General features: G+C 69.7%; 13 protein-coding genes. 5 read left to right on the top strand and 8 right to left on the bottom strand.

From position 1 onward, the window contains the following. Window positions 1-2: 2 nt before the first annotated feature. Window positions 3-947, top strand: coding sequence for an ADP-dependent NAD(P)H-hydrate dehydratase (locus NHL51_RS00065; RefSeq protein ID WP_434140853.1), 945 nt, complete (start codon window positions 3-5; stop codon window positions 945-947). A 396-nt stretch (window positions 948-1,343) separates the two neighbouring features. Here NHL51_RS00065 and NHL51_RS00060 read toward each other — a convergent pair whose 3' ends face one another. Next, complete coding sequence (locus NHL51_RS00060; RefSeq protein ID WP_434140852.1) at window positions 1,344-5,438, bottom strand: DUF7507 domain-containing protein; 4,095 nt, start codon at window positions 5,436-5,438, stop codon at window positions 1,344-1,346. Window positions 5,439-5,793: 355 nt separating this feature from the next. Here NHL51_RS00060 and NHL51_RS00055 point away from each other — a divergent pair, with 355 nt between their 5' ends. After that, window positions 5,794-7,569, top strand: coding sequence for a sigma-70 family RNA polymerase sigma factor (locus NHL51_RS00055; RefSeq protein ID WP_434140850.1), 1,776 nt, complete (start codon window positions 5,794-5,796; stop codon window positions 7,567-7,569). A gap of 36 nt (window positions 7,570-7,605) precedes the next feature. Here the strand turns inward: NHL51_RS00055 and NHL51_RS00050 are convergent, their stop codons facing one another. From NHL51_RS00050 to sdhC, 5 genes are all read right to left on the bottom strand, one after another. After that, complete coding sequence (locus NHL51_RS00050; RefSeq protein ID WP_434141663.1) at window positions 7,606-8,643, bottom strand: YihY/virulence factor BrkB family protein; 1,038 nt, start codon at window positions 8,641-8,643, stop codon at window positions 7,606-7,608. A gap of 49 nt (window positions 8,644-8,692) precedes the next feature. Continuing rightward, on the bottom strand, window positions 8,693-9,460 hold the full coding sequence (locus NHL51_RS00045; protein WP_434140849.1) for a succinate dehydrogenase iron-sulfur subunit: 768 nt from the start codon (window positions 9,458-9,460) through the stop codon (window positions 8,693-8,695). Window positions 9,461-9,463: 3 nt separating this feature from the next. Beyond that, window positions 9,464-11,296, bottom strand: coding sequence for a succinate dehydrogenase flavoprotein subunit (gene sdhA, locus NHL51_RS00040; protein WP_434140848.1), 1,833 nt, complete (start codon window positions 11,294-11,296; stop codon window positions 9,464-9,466). Between the two features lie 66 nt (window positions 11,297-11,362). Beyond that, entirely contained in the window at window positions 11,363-11,809 is a 447-nt protein-coding gene (locus NHL51_RS00035; RefSeq protein WP_434140847.1) for a succinate dehydrogenase hydrophobic membrane anchor subunit, read from the bottom strand. Window positions 11,810-11,826: 17 nt separating this feature from the next. Continuing rightward, the gene (gene sdhC / locus NHL51_RS00030; RefSeq protein WP_434140846.1) at window positions 11,827-12,243 is read right to left on the bottom strand and encodes a succinate dehydrogenase, cytochrome b556 subunit; all 417 of its coding nucleotides are present in this window, start codon (window positions 12,241-12,243) and stop codon (window positions 11,827-11,829) included. 303 nt (window positions 12,244-12,546) lie between these two features. Between sdhC and NHL51_RS00025 the strand changes: the two genes are divergently transcribed. Further along, a complete protein-coding gene (locus NHL51_RS00025; protein WP_434141662.1) occupies window positions 12,547-13,668 on the top strand; it encodes a mannose-1-phosphate guanylyltransferase in 1,122 nt (373 codons plus the stop codon). A 42-nt stretch (window positions 13,669-13,710) separates the two neighbouring features. Here NHL51_RS00025 and NHL51_RS00020 read toward each other — a convergent pair whose 3' ends face one another. After that, window positions 13,711-14,436 carry a hypothetical protein gene (locus tag NHL51_RS00020; protein ID WP_434140845.1) on the bottom strand — a complete coding sequence of 242 codons (726 nt, stop codon included), beginning with the start codon at window positions 14,434-14,436 and terminating at the stop codon, window positions 13,711-13,713. A gap of 9 nt (window positions 14,437-14,445) precedes the next feature. After that, window positions 14,446-15,270 (bottom strand): FadR/GntR family transcriptional regulator, encoded by an 825-nt coding sequence (locus NHL51_RS00015; protein ID WP_434140844.1) that lies wholly within the window; start codon window positions 15,268-15,270, stop codon window positions 14,446-14,448. A 189-nt stretch (window positions 15,271-15,459) separates the two neighbouring features. On the opposite strand from NHL51_RS00015, the gene NHL51_RS00010 reads away from it, so the two are divergent. Continuing rightward, on the top strand, window positions 15,460-16,614 hold the full coding sequence (locus tag NHL51_RS00010; RefSeq protein ID WP_434140843.1) for an ABC transporter ATP-binding protein: 1,155 nt from the start codon (window positions 15,460-15,462) through the stop codon (window positions 16,612-16,614). 99 nt (window positions 16,615-16,713) lie between these two features. Then, on the top strand, window positions 16,714-17,896 hold a 1,183-nt coding region (locus tag NHL51_RS00005), incomplete at its 3' end, for an extracellular solute-binding protein (protein WP_434140842.1).

Raw genomic sequence — 17,896 nt, 5'->3', positions numbered from 1 at the left:
CCGTGCCGGCCCGCTGGGATGAGACGCGTACCGCCGCCTGGTTGCGCGTGCCCGGCGCCGATGACCACAAATACCGTCGCGGAGTGCTCGGCGCCCGCACCGGCTCTGCCGCATACCCCGGGGCCGCCGTACTCGGCGTCGCCGCGGCCTGGCGGGCCGGCATCGGCATGGTGCGCTACGTGCCGCCGGTCGAAGTGCGTCGGGCCGATCACGGCCTGCCCTCCCCCGCCGCCGCCGTACTCGCCGCGCACCCCGAGACTGTCTTCGGTGAGGGGAGCGGGCGGCCCTGCGACGCGTGGCTGATCGGCTCGGGCACCGACGCGGCGACGCGGCCGGACGCCGAAACGTCCGAGCTGCGCGCGATGCTCACGGGCGATGCACCGGTGGTGGTCGACGCGGGGGCGCTGGGGCTCACGGCCGAGATCGCGCGCTCGGGAGAGGCGCTCGCGCCCGCGGTGCTCACCCCGCACTTCGGAGAGTTCACCGGGCTCTGGGTCGCTGCAGGCCTCGGGGAGACGCCCGATGCCGGGTCGCAGCGCTCACGGGCGGCGGGCGTCGCCCGGCTCGCCGAGGCGCTCGGTGCGACGGTGCTGCTGAAGGGATCGGTGACGATCACTGCTGCTCCCGGCGCCGCCCCCGTGCTCGTGGGGCCTGCGACCGCGTGGCTCGCGACGGCCGGCACGGGCGACGTGCTCGCGGGAACGCTGGGCGCGCTCGTGGCCGCGCATGCCGATGCGGTGCGGCAGGACCCGGCGCTGCTCGCCGAGCTCGGCGCCGCGGCCGCCCACCTGCACGATGCCGCCGCCCGCATCGCGAGCGGCGGCATCGATGATGCGGCGGAGGGCCGACCGATCACGGCGCTCGATGCGGCGCATGCGCTGCCTGCGGCGTTCGCGCGGCTGCGGGCAGGCGAGCTCAGCGGGCCGTCTCGACCAGCAGGCCGGTGAGTTCAGCCGGCCGATGAGTTCAGCGAGCCGGCTCGATCAGCCCGCCGATGAATTCAGCGCGCGCAGGCGCAGCGGTCGGCCTGGGGCACGCCCGCGAGCGCGTCTTCGATATGCTCGCCGCACCCCTGCCAGGTCGGCTTGCTGCAGTTTTCACAGGTCACGCGTGCGCACACAGTAGTTCTCCTTCGGAACACGGTCAGATGGGCACCATCGTAGCGTTCGCGGCCGTGCGCGAACTGGCACGGCAAGGATCGGCAAGGCCCCGGCCCCGGCCCCGGCCCCGGCCCCGGCCCCGGCCCCGGCCCCGGCGACGATGCACCCGGACGAGCGGTGGCCCCCGGCGCGCAAGCGCCGGGGGCCACCGTCGATCCCTGCGGTCCCTGGGACCGCTGCGGGTTATGCGCGGCGTCGGCGCATCAGCCAGAGCACCGCACCGGCTGCGATGAGCAACGCACCGCCGCCCGCGAGGCCCGCGAGCTGCCCACCGGTGACCGCGAGGGGCACCGGTGCCGCCGCCGAGTACCAGGACTCGTCGTCGTCGGTCACGCCCTGCTGCGACGGGGTCTCGCCGGTCGCCACGGCCGTGTTGTGGTACTGGCCGAGCTTCGCGACTCCGTGAGCGGTGAAGGTCACCGACTCGCCGGGCAGCAGCACGCCGTCGAAGCCGGCCGGGGGTGCGATGGCGCCCTCCATGTCGTCATCGACCCGCACATCGGTGAGCGTCGTCGCGCCGGTGTTCGTCACGACGTAGCTCCACTCGACCTTGTCGCCCACGGTGAGCTGCGCGCCCGGCGCCTTGTCGTACTCGACCCCGTTGGTCTTCTTGACCAGCGAGATCGACGACGCGGCGCTGAAGCACGCTTCGGCAGTCGCCTCGTTCGAGGGCACTGTCGCGTCGCCCGGGGTGGTCGCCTGGGCGTTCGCGGTGTTCACCGCGCACCCCGCGTCGACCTGCGCCTGGGTCAGGCCCGAGTCGGCGGTCGCCTGCACCTGCTCGCCCGGAGCGAGCACGAACGGCTCGGCCGGCCACTCGCCCCACGCGATCTCGCCGAGGCCGGCGAGATCGTCGTGCAGCTCGATGCCCGTGAGCGTCACATTGCCGGTGTTGACGAGCGTGAAGCTCCAGCGCACCGTCTCTCCCGCCGCGGCGTCGCCCGTCAGCTCGCCGCTCTTCAGCAGCTGCAGCGAACCGCCCTCGGGCAGGGTCACCGTGGCGTCGGCGGGGTCGTCGACGGGGGTCTCGTTGGGGTCGAGGCCCTGCGCGGTCGCCGTGTTGGTCACGTAGCCGCGGTCGATATCCTGCTGCGTCAGCTGGTACCGGGCCGTCGCGGGAGCGCTGGCGCCCGCTTCGAGCTCGCCGGCTGCGCCCGGCCACTGGATCTCGAGGTCGACGACCCCGTCGAGGTGGTCGATCAGCTCGACCGCCGTCAGCGGGTTCTCGCCCGAGTTCGTGATCGTGAACGACCAGTCGACCCACTCGCCCGCGCGCGCTTCGCCCGCGAGCTTCCCGGTCTTCTCGAGATCGATATCCGAGACGCGGGTGATGTAGCCGAAGTCGACGAGGGTGCGCTGCTCGGCCTTCGCGAGCACGATGGGCCCCGAGTCGCTGTTCAGATCGCCGTCGAGGTCGTACGTGTTGACAACGACCATGTTCGCGGCGAACCCGAGCGATGCGGGGTCGACGACGGTGCGGTACTCGCCCGAGTGCAGCTGGTCGAAGAGGTACGAGCCGTCGGCCGCGGTCTGCGCCGTGCCGATCACGGTGCCCGAGGCGTCGAGCAGCTGGACGGTGCCGCCCGGGATGAGGGGCTCGCCCGCGTCGCGCACGCCGTCGGCGTTGAGGTCTTCCCAGACCACGCCGCTGATCGACGAGCCCACTACGCTCACCTCGGCCGGGTTCGAACGGCCGAGTTCGCCGTTGTGGCCGAGCCAGCCGTTGATCGTGTTGACGTAGCGGTCGCCCGAGCGCTGCCCGGCGACATCCATCGTGACGAGCAGGCCGCCGGTGCCGGCGGCGCCGCTCACGAAGTCGTGCACGACCACGCGCAGCGCGGTGATGCCGTCGATCGATGCGAGGTCGACGCCGGTCGCGTCGACCCAGCCGATCGAGTCATCGTTCGCGGCTGCCTGATACACGTCTGCCGCGGGGGCCGTCGTGTACTGCAGCGTGCCGTAGCCGTCGGCCGCCGGGTTGCCGGCGCCGTCGGTCACGACCGCCGACGCGAGTTTCGCGGTGCCCGAGAAGCTCGTGCCGCGCGCGTCGCCGTTGTAGGGCAGCACGTCGACGAAGTGGCTCTCGCCCTGCGAGGCGGTCTGGAAGTTGAACCAGCGGCCCTCCCACGATACCTGCGGGTCGCCGACCTCGATCTGCTCCTCGCCGACGACGACCTTCTCCTCGGTGATGACCTCGGCCTGGTAGACCGTGACGGTGTTCGTCGCGGTGCGCGCCCGCTCGGGCTGCAGCGTGCCCTCCGCGCTCACGACCGCCGTGTTCACCAGGCGGCTGTCGGCGGGCGCCTGCACCGAGGTGGTGGCGGTGTAGGTGATCTCGGGCAGCGTGTCGCCGGTGCGCACGACGCCGTCGTAGGTGAAGGTCAGTACGAGGCCCGATTCGGCGCTGCCGCTGCGGGTCACCTGCCACGGGGCCTGGAGCGAGCTCGTGTCGACCGACACGAGGCCGGCCGGCAGCGTGTCGACCACTTGGAGCTGGCGCACCTCGACGTCCTCGATCGCGCCGAGCGCGCGCTGCACGGTGGGCGTGAGCGTGTAGGCGAGCTGCGAGCCGCTCACGATCGAGCTGCGGTCGGAGCTCTTCGCGAGGCCCAGACGGTACGAGCCGATGTTCACGTACTGCGTGACGGCGGGGGTCTGCGTCGCGCCCTGCCAGTCGGTGAACGACCAGCGGGCGTGATCCTGCACGCTCGCGCCGAGCGGGGCCACGATCTTCAGCGGCACCGCGACGGTGAAGTAGCCGTTCTGCGCGACCCAGGCGCCCGCGGTGTAGGCGATGCGCACACCGCTCACGCCGGCGACGCCGCCGGCTGCGGCGATCGAGTCGACCCAGGTGTTGTTCTCGGGGTTCGCGGTGTCGGTGCCCGAGGTGTACTGCAGCGTGTAGTTCGCTGCATCCGTCGGGGCGGTTCCGTTGTTCGAGCCGACGTAGATGCTCGCGCCGTCGACGATCTGCTGCTCGGCCGGGTTCCAGAAATCGTACGCGACGAGGTTCGTCGCGGGCGTCGCCTGGCCGGTCGCGTTGTCGACCGCGGGGCGCAGCGAGGTGCGCGAGGCGACGACGCTGCCCAGCGAGATCTCTTTCTGGCTGACGTTCTGGAACGGCTGGCCCTTGCGGTAGGGGTCGGCGGTGATCGAGAAATCGCCCTGCTGGTCGGTGTAGAGCCAGATGGACTTGTCGCGCGAGATGTTGCCGTGCGCCGGCGGTCGGTTCACCGTGCCCTCGGCGGTGTTGCCTGCGGGCTCCTCGGCGACGGGCCCGCCGGTCGTGCTCGTCCATCCGTCGCCCGCGGCGACGGTGTTCTTCAGCTTGATCGCGCCGACGGTGTCGACGGGCACTTCGGCGTCGCGCACCCAGAAGCGCACGGTCGCCGAGGCCGTCGGGGCCTGGGCGAAGCCGTCGTAGGTCAGGGTCAGGCTGTTGCCCGACTGCTCGATGCCGACGCTCGCGTTCGCCTCGGAGACCGACACGACCTGCGCGACGAACTCTGCGTCGGCGAAACCGTTCGGGGCTTCGAGCGCGAAGCTGTCGGTGATGGTGAAGGGCTGCGCGAGCTGGGTGTCGATCGCGCCGATCTTGCCGGCCGCGTCCGTCACTGTGATCGGGAAGTCGATGTAGCGGGCGGGCACGGCGCCTGCGCCGTCGCCGAAGTCGAAGGTCGACTTCTTGTTGTTGTCGGCGCGGGTCTTCACGATGTCGGCGCGGGGTGCGCCGCGCACCTCGATCGGGCCGGTCGTCGCGGTCACCTGCGTCTCCGCGACCGATGCGGTGAGCTCCGGCTCGTAGACGCTGCCGTTCAGCACCGCGCCCGACGGAATCGCCTTGAGCACGCCGAAGCCGACGACGCTCGGGTTGCCCGTGCCGCTCCCGATGCTCACGGTCGCGGTGAGGGTGCGGCCGTCGGGCGACAGCGTGTAGCTCGCCTGGTAGGCGCTGCTCGAGCTGTCGAGCGAGCCGAGCGACTGCGGGTCCCAGCTCCAGCCCTCGGGCAGAGTCTGCTCGAACACGCCGCCGGTGAGGTCGGTCGCGTTCAGGTCCCAGCGGAACCCGACGACGTCATTGTTCGCGACGACGCCGTTGTTCGCGCCGTCATCGAACTCGTTCGGCACCTGGGCGCCGTCGTAGACGGTGGAGAGGGTGATCGAGTTGATCGTGTTGCCGTCGCCCTCAGCGGCGTAGGCGACGCTCGACGTCGCGACCGCTCCGGTGGCCGCGAGTGCGAACCCGACCACTCCGGCGATCGCGCGCTTCAGCTTCAATCGCCACCTCGCGCCGCGAGGCGACTCGTTCCGCAGTTCCATCACTACCCTCTTCCCCAGGTCTGCTCCGCAGCGCCAGATCGCGCTGCACCGACCCGGCTTCTACCCCGCGATGTGTTCAGGGGGGAACTTCAGGGCAGAAGCCGGGCACTCTCTAACACGGCGGAATTCGCGTTTCGTGACGCTCGGTTGACAAGATCTGAAAAAAATTTCCGGTCGATGTGTAACTTTCAGGAAAATTGCGCATACTGGAGCGGGGGAACTCGACGGGAACAGCCCGTTGCGGTGCATCAGTCGCGCACGACGCGCATGCGCATTCGGACGATGCGCGTGCGTTTTTCTCGGGGAGACCATCTTGGAACGCAGCGAGTCCGGAGCCGATGAAGAGCTCCTCCGCGCCAGCCGCGAAGGCGATACCGCCGCATTCTCCAAGCTCTGGGAGATGCACCGCGGGGCAGGGATCGTTGCCGCCCGCAGTCTCGCCCCCGGCCTCGAGGCCGAGGACGTGGTCTCGGAGGCCTATCTGAAGATCTTCACGCTGGTGCGCAACGGCCGCGGGCCGCAGGGCGCGTTCCGCCCTTACCTGTACCAGGTCATCAAGACGGTCGCCGCCGACCGCCTGCGCTCGCCCGAGCGCATGCACGCCGACATCGAGAGCGTGCCCGAGCTGCACGAGGCGGGCCCGTGGGAGGACAACGCGTTCGACCTCAACGCCGTCGCCGAGGCCTGGGAGACGCTGTCGCCGCGCTGGCAGGCGGCGCTCTGGTACACCGAAGTGGAGCAGCTGCCGCCCCGTGAGGCTGCCAAGCACCTCGGGCTCTCGGCGAACAGCACATCGGCGCTCGCGGCGCGAGCCCGGTCGGCGCTGCAGTCGGCCTGGGTCGAGGCGCACGCGAACCGCGAGGTCGCTGCCGCGGAGTGCCGCACGACGATCGAACGCCTGCAGCGCTACCAGCGCGGCACGCTCACCGCGCGGGCGGGCCGCGAGGTCGCCGCGCACCTCGAGCACTGCGAGCAGTGCGCGCAGATCGCCGCCGAGTTCGGCACCCTGAACCGTCGCATCGGCCTCGTGCTCGCGGGCATCGTGCTCGGCATGGGAGGAGCCGCCGCGCTGCTGCAGACGCTGCAGCCGACGGCCGCGATGGCCGCCGCGCTGCCGGCGATCCCGGGCGCAGGGACCGGCACGGCTGGCTCGACCGGAACGGCGGGTTCTGCCGGCACGGCCTCAGCAGGCTCGGTATCCGCGGGCGCGACGGCAGCGGGCACGACCGCAGCGGGCACCGTCGGCGCGGGCATCGGGCTCGGCGGCATCTCGCTCGTGGCGGCAGGGATCGCGGTCGCCGCAGCGGTAGTCACGGCGTCGGTCTGGCTGTCCAGCCCGCCGTCGTCGGAGATAATCGCCCAGCCGCCCGCGGCCTCCTCCGCCGACGAGCCCGCGAACGGCGCCGCCTCCGATACCGACGACGAAGACGGCCAGCAGGATATCGGGTCCGAGCAGGAGCGCGAGACGCGCGTCGTACCCGATGCCGCACCCGTGGGCGACGCCGGTGGTCCCGGAAAGGCGGTCGTCGACGCAGCGGCGGGCGCCGCCGACCCGTCGACCGCCGCTCCCCCGGAGCCGCCGGCGCCCGAAGATTCCGGAGGCTCCGGGGACTCCGAAGGCTCAGGGGAGACCGAGCAGCCGGTCGTCGTCCCGCCGGTCGATCCGCCGACCCCCTGGGTCGATCCGATGCTCACCACCGGGTTCGTCTGCCGCACGGATTTCGAGTTCTGGGGCATCGCGAATGCCTATGGAGCGATCGAGATGCGCGCGACATCGCCGGGCCGCGAACCGGTCGAACTGGTGCACCCGGACTTCGACCCCGCGAGCCCCGCGTCCCTGTTCGTGGACGGCGTCTACATCGACCCGCGGGGCAATGCGTTCACCACCGGCTTCATGACGCTGACCGATCCGAGCTGGCTGACCTACTGGCAGCTCCCCGCGCTGGCACCGCTCGATCAGTGGGGCGCGGCCGCGGTGGGCACGGACTACGCGACAGCCGTCATCGAGGCCCGCCTCGTCACGCCGGGCGGCGCGGTCTCCCCCTGGGAGACGATCAAGACCGCCGGCAGCGCGACGCCGAACTGCTGATCCGGAGCGTCGGCGCCCCCGGAACGGCAGCGGAGATCAGTCCCGCTCCGCCCCGTCGGGTTTCGCGCCGTCGACGCCCTCCCGCAGCGGGGCGGACGCATCGGACGTTCCGAGGTCGGCCTCGCGCACCCCGAGCGCGCGGTCGAGGCCGCACGCGATCCACGACGAGGTGAGCAGCAGGGCGCGGCAGATCAGGTTGAACCAGATCAGCAGACCGACCACCACTGCGAAGGTCGCGAGCAGGGGGTTGCTCGTCGCCCCGCCGAGCAGCGCCGTGCCGCCGAGCTTGAGCCCGAGCAGGGCGAGCCCGCCGACCAGGCATCCCATGAGCAGCCTCCGCCACGGCACCTCGATCTCGGCGAGGTAGCGGTGCATGATCGCGAGCAGCAGCGTGTCGAAGGCGACCATGACGGCATAGCGCACGAGCCGGCCGAGCGTGCCGAGCAGCCAGTTGTCGGGGCTCGCACCGAGCCAGTCGAGAATGACCGACATGAGCGTCGTGCTCGCCACCGTGAGCGCCGCCGAGGTCAGGATCAGCAGGAAGAAGACGACCGCGAGCACGAGATCGCGCAGCTTCAACAGCAGCGCGTTGCTGTACTGCTTCACCTCGAGCCCGAAGATGAGCCGCAGCGAGCGCCGTGTGCCGGTGAACCAGTTCACGGCGACCCACAGCAGCGAGGCGCCGGCGACGGCGCTCGTCCAGTCGAGCGTGCGCGCCTGCAGCAGCAGGGCCGGGTCGACCGCGCCCGGTTGGCCGTCGAGGGACAGCAGCCCCGGCACGAAGCCGTTGATCTGCGTGACGAGCGTGTCGAAGAGCTCGTCGTGCGAACGCAGCAGGATGCCGAAGATGCCGAAGCCCAGCCAGAGCGCGGCGAACACCGCGAAGAGCGCCTGATAGCTCATGCCGCCGGTGAGCACGCTGCCGCCGACGTCGGTGAAGCGCGAGAAGGTGCGCCAGGCGCGGGTGCGCTGCACCCACGCCCAGAAGCCCTTGCCGCGTTCGACGGTCTCGGAGACGAGCGACGCCCCGGAAGCGGCCTCGGCATCTCGCCGGGGGGCTTCAGGGGGCGTCATCACGGGCAGAGCCTATCGCACTCGCCGCAGCGGGCGTGAGGGCCTTGACTCAGTCGGTCTTGCCGGTGCGGATCGCAGCCTTCACCTCGGCGATCGCCTTGGTGACCTGGATGCCGCGCGGGCAGGCGTCGGTGCAGTTGAAGGTCGTGCGGCAGCGCCACACGCCTTCTTTGTCGTTGAGGATGTCGAGGCGCACCTGCGCGTTGTCGTCGCGCGAGTCGAAGATGAAGCGGTGCGCGTTCACGATGGCGGCCGGGCCGAAGTACTGGCCGTCGGTCCAGAAGACCGGGCAGCTCGTCGTGCACGCGGCGCACAGGATGCACTTGGTGGTGTCATCGAAGCGCTCGCGATCCTCGGCCGACTGGAGGCGCTCCTTACCGGGCGTCGCCGGTGCCGAGTTCGGCATCAGGAACGGGTTGACGGCGCGGAACGCGTCGAAGAACGGCTCCATGTCGACGATGAGGTCCTTCTCGAGGGGCAGGCCCTTGAGCGCCTCGACGTAGATCGGCTTCGAGATGTCGAGGTCCTTGATCAGGGTCTTGCAGGCGAGGCGGTTCTTACCATTGATGCGCATCGCGTCGGAGCCGCAGATGCCGTGCGCGCACGAGCGGCGGAACGACAGCGAGCCGTCGACCTCCCACTTGATGCGGTGCAGCGCATCGAGCACGCGGTCCGTCGGGTACATCTCGACGTCGAAGTCCTCCCAGTACGCCTCGCGCCCCGATTCGGGGATGTAGCGGCGGACCAGGAAGGTGACGGTGAACGGCTGGGGCGCGTCGGGAGCGGCCTTCGGTGCGGGTGCGGTGGCGTGACTCATGGCTCAGTACTTCCTCTCCAGCGGCGGGTAGCGCAACTCGCCCTGCTCGTTCTTCGTGAACGTGACCGGTTTCCAGTCCAGACGGATGTGATCCTCGGGGTCCGGTGAATGCGGGTCGCCGACGAGGTACGCCATGGTGTGCTTCATATAGTTCTCGTCGTCGCGCTTCGGGTAGTCGTCGCGCATGTGGCCGCCGCGGCTCTCCTTGCGGTTGCGCGCGGTGTACGCGAGCACCTCGGCGAGGTCGAGCAGGAAGCCGAGCTCGATCGCCTCGAGCAGGTCGGTGTTGAATCGCTTGCCGCGATCCTGCACGCCGACGTTCATGTAGCGCACGCGCAGATCGTGGATGGTGCCGAGCACCTGGGTGAGCGACTCGTCGGTGCGGAACACCTGGGCGCCGCGGTCCATGTTCTCCTGCAGCTCGCGGCGCAGATCGGCGACGCGCTCGGTGCCGCCTCCGGTACGCAGCTGCTCGACCATCTCGCGCACCTCGCGGGCCGGGTCCTCGGGCAGCGGGGTGAACTCGGCGGTCTGCGAGTAGTCGGCCGCGGCGTTGCCCGCGCGCTTGCCGAACACGTTGATGTCGAGCAGCGAGTTCGTGCCGAGGCGGTTCGAGCCGTGCACCGAGACGCAGGCGCACTCGCCGGCGGCGTAGAGGCCGGGCACGACGGTCTCGTTGTCGCGCAGCACCTCGGCCTGCACGTTCGTGGGGATACCGCCCATCGCGTAGTGCGCGGTCGGGAAGACGGGCACCGGTTCGGTCACCGGGTCGACGCCCAGGTAGGTGCGGGCGAACTCGGTGATGTCGGGGAGCTTCGTCTCGAGCACCTCGGCGCCCAGGTGGGTGCAGTCGAGGAAGACGTAGTCCTTGTGCGGGCCGGCGCCGCGGCCGTCGAGCACCTCCTGCACCATCGAACGCGCCACGATGTCGCGCGGCGCGAGATCCTTGATGGTCGGGGCGTAGCGCTCCATGAAGCGCTCGCCCGAAGCGTTGCGCAGGATCGCGCCTTCGCCGCGCGCGCCCTCGGTGAGGAGGATGCCGAGACCCGCGAGGCCCGTCGGGTGGAACTGGTAGAACTCCATGTCCTCGAGCGGCAGGCCCTTGCGCCAGACGATGCCGACCCCGTCGCCCGTGAGGGTGTGCGCGTTCGAGGTGGTCTTGAAGATCTTGCCGAAGCCGCCGGTCGCGAAGACGAACGACTTCGCCTGGAAGACGTGCAGGTCGCCGGAGGCGAGGTCGTAGGCGACGACGCCCGAGGGGCGGCGGTCCGCGCCCTCGCCGGTCATGACGAGGTCGAGCACGTAGTACTCGTTGAAGAAGTTGATGCCGAGCTTGACGCAGTTCTGGTACAGCGTCTGCAGGATCATGTGGCCGGTGCGGTCGGCGGCGTAGCAGGCGCGGCGCACCGCCGCCTTGCCGTGGTCACGGGTGTGACCGCCGAAACGGCGCTGGTCGATCTTGCCCTCGGGGGTGCGGTTGAAGGGCAGGCCCATGTTCTCGAGGTCGATGACCGCGTCGATGGCCTCCTTCGCGAGGATCTCGGCCGCGTCCTGGTCGACGAGGTAGTCGCCGCCCTTGACGGTGTCGAAGGTGTGCCACTCCCAGTTGTCCTCTTCCACGTTGGCGAGCGCCGCGGCCATGCCGCCCTGCGCCGCACCCGTGTGCGAGCGGGTCGGGTAGAGCTTCGTGATGACGGCCGTCTTCGCCTTCGGCCCCGCCTCGATCGCCGCGCGCATCCCGGCACCGCCGGCGCCGATGATGACGACGTCGAACTGGTGGTAGGTGACGCCGTCCTTGACGGTAACTTCTTCGCCCTCGTGGGTGTTCGTAGTCACGTGCTTCCTATTCTTCGAAATCTGTGTTCACTGCGTGCGCCGCTCAGCCCGTGAGCGGGATGCCGGTCAGCTCGCCGGGCAGAAGGAGGCGACGAGCGAGGGGTCGGCTCCGGCAGGGCAGGGGTCGAGGGTGAACACCACGAGGGTGCCCAGCACGATCAGCAGCGCCACCGCGAGGAAGATCAGCACCTTGAGGGTCTTCGCGACGCCCGTGCGCGACACGTAGTCGTTGACGATGGTGCGCATGCCGTTGCCGCCGTGGATGAGCGCGAGCCAGAGCAGCAGCACATCCCACCACTGCCAGAAGGGCTTGGCCAGCTTGCCGCCGACGAAGCCGAAGTCGATCGCGTGCACGCCGCCGGGCGTCGCGATGAGGTTCGAGAAGAGGTGGCCGAAGACCAGCACGACGAGCAGAACGCCCGATACGCGCATGTAGATCCAGCCCCACTTCTCCCAGTTGGTGCGCTTCTTGGCCGGAGCCTGCGAACGAGGAGCTTCGATGGTCGATGTCATATCCCTGGTCTCCCCTCTCAGAACCCGAACACGTTCATCAGGTGGCGCGGCAGGAAGCCGGCCATGGTGATGACCCACAGTGCGATAACGATCCAGAACATGGCGCGCTGGTGGTGCGCGCCCTTGCGCCAGTAGTCGACGAGGATGATGCGGATGCCGTTGTAGGCGTGGAAGACGACGGCTCCCACGAGCACGGCCTCGCCGAGGCCCATGATCGGGGTCTTGTACACGCTCATGACGGCGTTGTACGCCTCGGGGCTGACCCGCACGAGGGCGGTGTCGAGCACGTGCACGAGGAGGAAGAAGAAGATCGCGACACCGGTGATGCGGTGCAGCACCCACGACCACATTCCTTCGTTGCCGCGGTAGAGCGTGCCGCCGGGCCGGCTCTTCCGCTTCGGCGCGGCTGCGGCCTCTGCCGTTTGGGCTGTCACGTGCGTCCTCCTTGGTCCTGCCGAGTCGGGGCCTGCCCGACGCTGCCGCCGCGGTTCCGTGGCCCGGGCACGTCGAGGCGCGCCGAACCGTAACTGAGAATCCGCTGCAGACCCATTATGGCACCATTCTCGCCCGGCTCCAGCACGGCACGGCTGCGCTCCGCACCCCCGCAACATCTGATGATTGCGATGCCGGCGGGCCGATGCCGGCCGCCCGGGCGCTGGCGCGATCGTTCCGCCCGATGTCCGCATCCAGCCGATCGCCCTCCTGCGCGCGATAGTCTGGTCGGCATGTGTTCAGCTATGCCTGTGCGAGACAGCGCGTTGGATCGACTCACGTGCGTGATCCCTGCCGGCGGCGTCGGCTCGAGGCTCTGGCCGCTCTCGCGCGCCAACGCCCCGAAGTTCCTGCTCGACCTCACGGGCTCGGGCGACTCCCTGCTCAGCGACACGTGGTCGCGGCTCGCCCCGATCGCGCCGCCCGAGCGCGTGCTCGTCGTGACCGGCAACGCGCACCGCGCTTCGGTCGTCGACCAGCTGCCCGAACTGCTGCCCGAGAACCTCATCACCGAGAGCGAGCCGAAGGATTCGTCGGCCGCGATCGGGCTCGCCGCGGCCATCCTCGAGCTGCGCGACTCCGATGCGATCCTCGGCTCGTTCGCGGCCGACCACGTCATCCGCGGCGATGTGCTCTTCCAGCGCGCCGTCGCCGCAGCTGCCCGCGCCGCGGCCCAGGGCTACATCGCGACGATCGGCATCCACCCGTCGAACCCTGCGACCGGCTTCGGCTACATCGCGTGCGGCGGCGCCCGCACCGACATCGCGCCGTTCGACCTCTACGACGTGACCGAGTTCGTGGAGAAGCCCGACGCCGTGCAGGCGCAGGCCTACCTCGATCACGGCGGCTATCTCTGGAACGCCGGCATGTTCATCGCGCGGGCGAGCGTGCTGCTCGATCAGATGGCCGAGCAGCAGCCCGAGATGGTCGCCTCGCTGCGAGAGATCGCCGCCGCGTGGGGCACGAAGCATGCCGCGGCGGTGCGCGAGCGCCTGTGGCCGACGCTGCCGAAGATCGCGATCGACTACACGGTCGCCGAGCCTGCGGCGGCGGCCGGCAATATGGTCTGCGTCGCCGCGCACTTCGATTGGGACGACGTGGGCGACTTCGCGTCGGTCGCGAACCTGCTCACCCGCGGCCGAGGCAGCGACCTCGCCGTACTCGGCGACGGGGCGCAGGTGCTCTCGGACGCGTCGAGCGGCATCGTCGTCTCGGACAGCGACCGGCTCGTCGCGCTCGTCGGCATGGACGACGTGGTCGTCGTCGACACGGCCGACGTGCTGCTCGTCACTTCGAAGAGCCGCGCTCAAGACGTGAAGAACCTGGTGAACCGCATCAAGGGGTCGGGCGGCCGCCACCTGCTGTAGCCGGCCGACCAGATTCGGGCGCGCGCCTGCTCTCGAACGCCCCTATTCGGGCACGACGAGCGAGAACGGGTAGCGCTCGGAGCGCGCGACCCGCACCCCGTCGCCGCCGACGCCGCCCGCGGCATCGGCGCCCGGGTAGCGCTGCCCCGTGTCGAAGTCGGGGTCGGTCGAGATGACGACGCGGCCGCCCGAGTTCACGAGGGTGACGTTCGGCACGTCGGCGAGGTCGGCGAGCATGGCGCGCTCGAGCGACGACACCAGCACGTCGGCGCACGCGACGCCCCAGAACGCGCCATCGACGACGAGCGGCACCGCCGAGGTCAGCGTGATCTCGTTCGAGCAGAGGTAGTCGACGAAGGGGCCTGCGACATGGCGCTCGCCCGTCTCCTGCGGCACCCGATACCACTCGAGGCGCACGAGGTCGATGGCGGCCTGGCCCGGCCCGAACGTCGAGGAGGCGAGCAGGCTGCGGTCTTCGCCCTGCCACCAGGCCAGCGGGTTGCCCTCGGACACGACCGCGTCGCTCGCGCAGTAGCCGGCGCCGTAGATGGGCCGTTCGGTGACCGACAGCACCTCGTGGGCACCGGGGCGGATGAGGGCTGCGAGCTGCGCGCCCGTCAGGCGGCCGGAGGCCACCGCGCCGCGCAGCTCGTCGACGAGCCGCGGGCGCCACGCTTCGAGCGGCGTGAAGACCCCGTCGAAGAACACGTCGACCTTCGAGAGCATCCCGCTCAGCGCTTCATCGCGGGTCTGGCACGTCAGCGTCATCAACTCCCCCTACCGGCTCTCGACCGCCGCCTCCGGCTGTCGACGTGCCTCAAGTGTGTCATGAAGATCGCTCCCCTGCGGAGCGGCGAGGAGCTCGGTGCGGAATCCGATGAGCCAGCGCATCGACCCGCGCACGCTCTCGCGCACCGAAGCGCGGGCCGCGGCGACATCCCCCGCGCGCGTCGCGGCGATCTGGGCGGCGAGCAGTTCGTGGGTGGCGCCGCGCGCCGCGTCGTCCAGATCCTGCAGCGCGAGCAGCGGCGTGAACTCCGTCTGCACGCGCACATGCTCGCGCGTGAGGCGCACCGACTGGCTGAGGGCGGCGAGCTCGAGCTGCACCTCGGTGATGCGTCGGCGCCAGGCGTCGCTTTCGAGACCGCGCGCGGCCTCGAGGATGCCCCGGACGATGTCGAGCTCGTCCTCCATCGCGCGCTGACAAGCGTATTCGGCGCACGCGGCAGAGACGACCTCGTAGTGCAGCCCGAGATCCGAGAGCTCGACGCGCGGGATCTCCATGAGGGCGCGCGCGTTCACCTCTTCGACGGCCATGCGGCTCGGCCGCACGAAGCTGCCGCCGTTGCGGCCGCGCTTGGTCTCGATGAGACCGCGGTGCCGCAGCGTGCCGAGCGCCTCGCGCACCGTCACGACGGCCACGCCCATGAGGCTCGAGAGCTCGTTCTCGCTCGGCAGCTTCTCGCCCTCGGTGAACGCGCCGACCGAGATCGCCTGCACCAGTCGCGATTCGACGAGCGCGGTGCGGCCCTCTTCGCCGATGGGGGCGAATGCCGCGGTGCGCAGGCGGCTCGGCGGAGACTGCGCGGCGATGGTGTTCATCGGAGTCTCCTTTCCGTGCGGCATGCGCCACGCCTCGATTCTGGCAGGTCCCGCCTTCGAAGCCACTGAATCCGATGCATCGATCGTAACCAAAACGTGATTCGGGAGCGCCCGTTTGCAATTATTACCTATAAAAACATATGTTATGGTTTCAAACATCGATTCGACAACGACGTTGAGGAGCGAGACATGTCTCACACTTCACCCGCCGACACCGGCGCGGATTTCGGCCACGGCATCGCCCGGCCTCGCAAGCACGAGGAGCACACCCACCTGCTCCCCACCGCCTCCACCGCGGTATCGGTGCAAGGTGTCACGAAGCAGTTCGGCTCGTTCACGGCGGTGAAGGATCTCGACATCGAGATCCGCGACGGCGAGTTCTTCTCCATGCTCGGCCCCTCGGGCTCGGGCAAGACCACGGTCCTGCGCATGATCGCCGGCTTCGAGAACGTCACCGCGGGCAAGATCGAGCTGCACGGCAACGACGTCACGAACGACGCCCCTTTCGACCGCGAGGTCAACACGGTCTTCCAGGACTACGCGCTCTTCCCGCACCTCACCATCGCCGAGAACGTCGCCTACGGCCTGAAGGTGCGCAAGGTCGCCAAGGCGGAGCGCGACCGCCTCGTCGCCGAAGCGCTCGAGCAGGTGCAGCTCGCCCACGTGGCCGACCGCCGCCCCTCGCAGCTCTCGGGCGGCCAGCGCCAGCGCATCGCCCTCGCCCGAGCCCTCATTCTGCGCCCCCGCGTGCTGCTGCTCGACGAGCCCCTCGGCGCCCTCGACAAGCAGCTGCGCGAGCAGATGCAGGTCGAGCTCAAGCAGATCCAGCGCGAAGTCGGCATCACCTTCATCTTCGTCACGCACGACCAGGAGGAGGCGCTCACGCTCTCCGACCGCGTCGCCGTCTTCAACAACGGCAAGATCGAGCAGGTCGGCAGCCCCCGCGAGGTCTACGAATTCCCGCAGACCGAGTTCGTCGCGAAGTTCCTCGGCGTCACGAACCTGCTCCCCGCCGAGCTCTCGCACGAGCTGCTCGGCTCGGCGCAGACCCACAGCCTGCGCCCGGAGCGCGTGCACCTCGTCGACCCGACGGCGCCCGAAGAGCTCGGCACCGTCACCCTCGGCGGCACCATCGCCGAGGCCGTGTACGCCGGCCCCAACACCCGCTACCTCATCGATACCGACGGCGGCGAGCGCATCATCGCCGAGAAGCACAACTCGCAGACCCCCTCCACTGTCGCTTCGGCGCAGCGGGGCGACCGGGTCGCGGTGCGCTTCCACAGGGATCACGCCACGCCGATCCCCGGCGCCGATGGCACGGGCGCCGAGCAGACCGCCGCCTGACCCCCCCCAGACCCCGTACACCCACCACTACCCGGAAGCATCACCACCGCGGGCCCGGCCCGCACTCTCTCGCACAGCGGGACATCACACGAAGGAGTAATGATGAAACTCAAGAAACTGGCAGCACCGCTCGCCATGACCGCTGCGATCGGGCTCGCCCTCGTCGGCTGCGCCGGCGGCGGCGACACCGCAGGCGGCTCGGGCGAACTCAAGATCGACGTGCCCGATATCCCGATGATGGAGTCGCTCGGCGATGCCGAGAAGGAAGTCAACATCGTCGCCTGGTCGGGCTTCGTGGAGCCCGAATGGACCCAGCAGTTCGAAGAAGAGACCGGCTGCAAGGTCAACCGCAAGATCGCCGGCACCTCGGACGAGATGGTGCAGCTCATGCGCACCGGCAACTACGACCTCGTCTCGGCTTCGGGCGACGCGAGCCTGCGCCTCATCGTCGGCGGCGACGTGCAGCCCCTCAACCTCGACCTCATCCCGAACTTCGGCGACGACATCGTGGAGGGCATGAAGGGCCAGCTCTACGACACGCTCAACGGCCAGTCGTACGGCGTGCCCATCGGCCGCGGGGCGAACATCCTGCAGTACAACACCGATGTCGTGAAGGAAGCACCCACCAGCTGGGACATCACCTGGGAGAAGGACAGCCCCTACGCCGGCAAGATCATCGGCTACGATGCGCCGATCTACATCGCCGACGCGGCCGTCTACCTCATGGAGCACGAGCCCGACCTCGGCATCACCAACCCCTACGCGCTCGATCAGGATCAGCTCGATGCCGCAGTCGAGCTGCTGAAGCAGCAGAACGAGATCATCGGCGACTACTGGTCGGACCCGACCGCGCAGATCACCGCGTTCAACGGCGGCGACGTCGTCGCCGGCACCTCGTGGGAGGTGCTGAAGAAGCTGTCGGAGAACCCGTCGCTCGAGGGCACGCTGCCCGAAGAAGGCTCGACCGGCTGGTCGGATGCCTGGATGCTGGCAGCCGAATCCGACAACCCCAACTGCGGCTACCTGTGGATGGACTACACCTCGTCGCCCGAGGTGAACGGTGCGATCGCCATGAACTTCGGCATGGCCCCCGCGAACGCGGCATTCTGCGAGACCAGCGACGAGGCCCGCGAGCACTGCGACACCTTCAACGCGACCGATGAAGAGTACTTCTCGAAGGTATGGTTCTGGACCACCCCGATCGAGCAGTGCATCGACGGCCGCACCGACGTCACCTGCACCAACTTCCAGCAGTGGACCGACGCCTGGATGACCGTCAAGT

Source organism: Leucobacter sp. gxy201, assembly GCF_051043335.1.
Classification (GTDB): Bacteria; Actinomycetota; Actinomycetes; order Actinomycetales; family Microbacteriaceae; genus Leucobacter.
Note: the sequence above shows the minus strand (reverse complement) of the source record. Positions and strands in the feature narration are given on the sequence as shown.